The 4,885-nt window shown below is 67.4% G+C and carries 5 protein-coding genes; all 5 read left to right on the top strand.

Features of this window, described 5'->3' with window-relative positions; genetic code table 11:
* Nucleotides 1–1,250, top strand: a 1,250-nt coding sequence (gene mltB / locus Tchar_RS13190; protein WP_408033625.1) for a lytic murein transglycosylase B, incomplete at its 5' end; no start/stop codon positions are given.
* A gap of 298 nt (nt 1,251–1,548) precedes the next feature.
* On the top strand, nt 1,549–1,704 hold the full coding sequence (locus Tchar_RS14165) for a hypothetical protein (protein WP_236640476.1): 156 nt from the start codon (nt 1,549–1,551) through the stop codon (nt 1,702–1,704).
* 9 nt (nt 1,705–1,713) lie between these two features.
* Complete coding sequence (locus tag Tchar_RS13185) at nt 1,714–2,508, top strand: TAXI family TRAP transporter solute-binding subunit (protein WP_328592050.1); 795 nt, start codon at nt 1,714–1,716, stop codon at nt 2,506–2,508.
* A gap of 33 nt (nt 2,509–2,541) precedes the next feature.
* Nucleotides 2,542–4,602, top strand: coding sequence for a TRAP transporter permease (locus Tchar_RS13180; RefSeq protein WP_144329446.1), 2,061 nt, complete (start codon nt 2,542–2,544; stop codon nt 4,600–4,602).
* Nucleotides 4,603–4,611: 9 nt separating this feature from the next.
* Nucleotides 4,612–4,797, top strand: coding sequence for a hypothetical protein (locus Tchar_RS13175; protein WP_144329445.1), 186 nt, complete (start codon nt 4,612–4,614; stop codon nt 4,795–4,797).
* The last annotated feature ends 88 nt before the right edge of the window (nt 4,798–4,885 follow it).

Raw genomic sequence — 4,885 nt, 5'->3', positions numbered from 1 at the left:
TTACCGCTGCCGACGTGCCACCCACCGCGCCGCCGGCACCCCCGGGGGTGGACGCTCGCGCGCAGCCTGGTGGCGAATCAGCGGCCCGCGCGGGCCGCGCCGCTGCCGTGCTGCTGGCTGCGGCAACCCTGTACGGCATCGCGTTGACCGCCGCACCGCTGCTGCATGCGCAGACGATACCGGTGCCGACCCCCATTGCGGCCACGCCCCACCGCCCAGCCGACGGCGGCGCCGCCCCAGCGACCTACGCCCAAGACCCGCGCGCACAGGCACTGGCCCAGGCCTGGGATACCGAAGCCGGCTGGAGCGACGGCTGGGCCACGCACTGGCTGGCGCAGGCGCGCCGTGACGAGGCGGTGCGCCGCCTGATCCTGCCACCGCCGACCAGCGGCGCCAAAAATTGGGCGGCTTACCGCGCCCGCTTCGTCGAACCCCGCCGCATCGCCGCTGGCGTGCGTTTTTGGCAGACGTATGCCAGCGCTCTGGAGCGCGCCGAGCAGGTGTATGGGGTACCCGCGTGGCTGATCGTCGGCATCATCGGCGTGGAGACGCTGTATGGGCAGCATCTGGGGCGCCACCGCACGCTCGATGCGCTGGCCACGCTGGCGCTGGATTTTCCGGCCGAACATCCCCGAGCCTCCGAGCGTCAAGCCTTTTTCGTGCGGGAGCTGCGCGCCTTTTTGACATTGGCGCGCGCCAGCGGCGTGCCCCCCGACCGCTGGCGCGGCAGTTACGCCGGCGCGCTTGGCTGGCCACAGTTCATGCCCAGCAGTTGGTTGGCGCACGCGGTGGACTTCGACGGCGATGGTCGCATCGACCTGCTGGCCAGCGCAGACGACGCCATCGGCTCGGTGGCGGCGTTTTTGCGCGCCCACGGCTGGCAAACCGGGCAACCGGTGCGCTTCGACGTCATCCCCCCCACCGACGCGCAACAGCTCGCCACCTTGCTGGCGCCCGACATTCGACCGACGTTTCGCCTGCAGGCGCTGCGCGCGCTCGGCGCCCAGCCAAGCCACGAGGCCGAAGACTACGACGGCTTGCTGGCGCTGGTGGCGCTGGACAACGGCGACCCCGCGCGCGGCGGCCAGCCGCCCACCTATGTGCTGGGCACGTCCAACTTCTACGCCATCACGCGCTACAACCAGAGCAGCTACTACGCGATGGCCGTGATCGATCTGGGCTTGGCGGTGCAGGCCGCGCGCGCTGCGCAATGGCAGAGGGCACAGCAGCAGAGGGCACAGCAGCCCTGACGGGCCGGCTACCCTGTGGCCGGTATCGGTGTGACCTGACCGCCGTCCGCGCGCCAGGGCCAGGGCGAGGGGCAGGCGCAGGGTTTTACAAAAAACCTCATCGGGTTCTGTCGATATGCCATCGGTTTTTGCTGAAACCCGGTAGGGTTTTACTAAAACCCTATCAGATAAAACCCTATCGGGTTTTGGCGCGGCTGCACCGACACGGTACGATGCAGCGCACCATGCGATCGCGAGCGTCGGCCGTGCGCCGCCGCCGTCCGCGGCACGATCACTCGAACACCACCGGAGACCCGTCATGCGTTTGCTGCGTCACATCACCACCGTCCTCAGCGTCGGCGTCGCACTCGCCGCCACCACCGTCAACGCCCAGCCTGCGCAGTTCATCAACGTCCTCACCGGGGGCCAAAGCGGGGTGTACTACCCCGTCGGCGTCGCGCTGTCACAAATCTAAGCCAAGGAAATACCCAACGTGCGCAGCACGGCCCAGGTCACGCGCGCCTCGGCCGAAAACCTCAACCTCCTGCAAGCCGGGCGGGGCGAGGCGGCCTTCACGCTGGCCGATGCGCTGTCCGACGCCTGGAACGGCAACGAGGAGGCCGGCTTCAAACAAAAGCTCGACAAGCTGCGCGGCATCGCAGGCCTGTACAACAACTACATCCAGATCGTGGCCAACGCCGACAGCGGCATCCGGACCTTGGCTGACCTCAAGGGCAAACGCGTCTCGGTGGGCGCGGCGCGCTCGGGCACCGAACTCAACGCGCGCGCCATCTTCAAGGCCGCCGGGCTGTCGTACAGCGATCTGGCCAAGGTGGAATATCTGCCGTTTGGCGAATCGGTGGAACTGATGAAAAACCGCCAGCTCGACGCCACGCTGCAGTCCGCCGGCCTGGGTGTAGCCTCCATTCGCGATTTGGCCACCGCCATCAAAATCGTCGTCATCCCGGTGCCGCCCGAGGTCGTCGCCAAGGTGGGCGACCCCGCCTATCAACCGGCCGTCATCCCGGCCAACACCTACAGCGGCCAGACCACCGACGTCACGACGGCGGCCATTCCGAACTTCCTGGTGACGCACAGCGGGGTGCCCGAGGAGACCGTGTACCGCATGACCAAGGCGATGTTCGACAACCTCGACACCCTGTATGCGGCACACAATGCGGCGCGCGCCATCAAGCGCGAAAACGCCCTCAAGGGCATGCCGGTGCCGTTGCACCCGGGCGCCGAACGTTACTACCGCGAAGTCGGCGTGCTGAAGTGAGCACGCCCCCATTCCACCGATACCCGTTGCTGCATGAGTGCTGCCGCTGCGCCGGCAGCGTCGCCCAGCCCCGGCGCCGCTTTGCGCGGCCCGGTGTTCGGGGTGGCGCTCGCCTTTGCCGCCTTTCAGCTCTGGATGGCGGCCTTCCACCCTCTGTCCAGCCAGGTCATCCGCGCCCTGCACGTGGGCTTCGTGTTGTGGCTGGTGTTCGTGCTCTACCCGCCCTGGCAGCGCGGCCCGGCCTGGTTGGCGCGCATGGGGCGAGCGCTTGGCTGGGCATTGGGACTGGCTGGTTTTGGCACGGGACTGTACCAATGGGTGTTCGAGGCCGATCTGACGCAGCGCGCCGGCGAGCTGGTGGGCTGGGACTGGGTGGTCGGCATCGTCGCCATTGCGCTCGTGTTCGAAGCGGCGCGGCGCGTCATGGGCTGGGGGTTGCCCATCATCTGCGGGCTGTTTCTGGCTTATGGCGCCTTCGGTCAGTGGCTGCCCGGGGCGCTCGCACACCGAGGCTACGACTGGGCACTGCTGATCGCCACGCTCGGTTTTGGCACCGAGGGCATCTACGGTACCCCCACTTACGTCTCCTCCACCTACATCTTCCTGTTCATTCTGTTTGGGGCCTTTTTGGAACAAGCCGGCATGGTGCGTTTGTTCACCGACTTTGCCATGGGCACGGTCGGCCACACGCGCGGTGGCCCCGCCAAAGTCGCCGTCATCTCCTCGGGCCTGATGGGCACCATCAACGGTTCGGGGGTGGCCAACGTCGTCACCACCGGACAATTCACCATTCCGCTGATGAAGCGCTTCGGCTACAGCGCGGGATTTGCCGGCGGCGTCGAGGCCACCGCCAGCATGGGGGGCCAAATCATGCCGCCGGTGATGGGAGCCGTGGCCTTTATCATGGCCGAAACCATCAACGTGCCGTATGTGGCCATCGTCAAGGCGGCCATCCTGCCCGCCATCCTGTACTTCGTCACCGTCTTTTGGATGGTGCACCTGGAGGCAGGCCGGCGGCATCTGACCGGGCTGCCGCGGGCGCAATGCCCCAATCCGTGGACGGCCGTGCGCGAGCGTTGGTATCTGTTGCTGCCGCTGGCCGGTCTGGTCGCGTTGCTGTTTTCCGGCTACACGCCCATGTTCTCCGGCACGGTGGGTTTGGGGCTGACGGTGGTGCTGATCTTTGGCGCAGCGGTGATGCAGGGCGTGCGCGGCCTGCCGCTGCGCGTGCTGTTTTGGGTGCTACTGGCTCTGGCATGTGCCGGATTTTTTCGCTTCGGCGCCGGCACCTTCTTCGTCGTGACCGCGGTGCTGGTGGGGCTGACCTACGCGCTGCGCTGTGGCGCCGACGCGCGCCGCAGCGCCTTGCAGTCCTTGGCCGAGGGCGCCCGCCACGCGTTGCCGGTGGCAGCGGCCTGCGCGTTGGTCGGGGTCATCATCGGCATCATTAATCTCACCGGTGTGGCCGCGGAAATCGGCGGCCATGTCATCGCCATCGGCCGTGACAACCTGTTGCTGGCGCTGGTGCTGACCATGCTGACCTGCCTGATCCTGGGCATGGGCATCCCGACGATTCCCAACTACATCATCACCAGCTCACTGGCCGCGCCGGTGCTGCTGGAGCTCGGCGTGCCGCTCATCGTCAGCCATATGTTCGTGTTTTATTTCGGCATCATGGCCGATCTGACGCCGCCGGTGGCCCTGGCGGCGTTCGCTGCCGCCCCCATCGCCCGCGAACGCGGCTTGCTCATCAGCCTCCACGCCGTGCGCGTGGCCATGGCCGGCTTCGTGGTGCCGTATATGGCCGTCTACAGCCCAGCCTTGATGCTGCAAGGTGAGCCCACGGCGTTGGCGGTGCTGTGGATCGTCTTCAAGGCGCTGGTGGCCATCGGCCTGTGGGGTGCGGGTGCCATTGGCTATCTGTGGGCGCCGCTGGCCTGGTGGGAGCGGCTGCTGGCCATCGCCGCTGCCACGCTGTTGGTGGCGGCCTTGCCCATCACCGACGAACTGGGCCTGGGCCTGGCGGCAGCGTGGTTGGGCTGGCACGGCTGGCGCAGCCGCCGCCCCCTGCACGGCGCCGCCCACCGCGGCTAGGCGGAAGCCATGGGCAGCGTGAGCCTGGCGGCGTGGTGGCTGTGTCTGGCTTGGGCCAGCAGCCCGGCCGACTGGGTGGACACACCGACCGTCAGCCCGGTCCAGCCCAACGAGGCGGTGCTGCCGCTGCCACAGACGCTGCAGCTGAGCTGGACCGGTAGTGTGCTGACTTGTGTGCAAAATCGCCTGGGGTAGTAAGCGGGCGGGTGGTCATGGTAAGAGGTTGATTGCGAGATCGACCTTGAACCCTGAAGGAGGGCAAACCATGACCACGAGCAAGCAT

The organism is Tepidimonas charontis (assembly GCF_007556685.1).
Lineage (GTDB): Bacteria > Pseudomonadota > Gammaproteobacteria > Burkholderiales > Burkholderiaceae_C > Tepidimonas > Tepidimonas charontis.
The sequence above is the reverse complement of the archived record's forward strand: the minus strand, read 5'-3'. Positions and strand labels throughout refer to the sequence as shown.

Coding starts and splice junctions, on each gene's coding strand:
- Tchar_RS14165 (WP_236640476.1), top strand. CDS start 1,549: ATGCGTTTGCTGCGTCACATCACCACCGTCCTCAGCGTCGGCGTCGCA.
- Tchar_RS13180 (WP_144329446.1), top strand. CDS start 2,542: ATGAGTGCTGCCGCTGCGCCGGCAGCGTCGCCCAGCCCCGGCGCCGCT.
- Tchar_RS13175 (WP_144329445.1), top strand. CDS start 4,612: ATGGGCAGCGTGAGCCTGGCGGCGTGGTGGCTGTGTCTGGCTTGGGCC.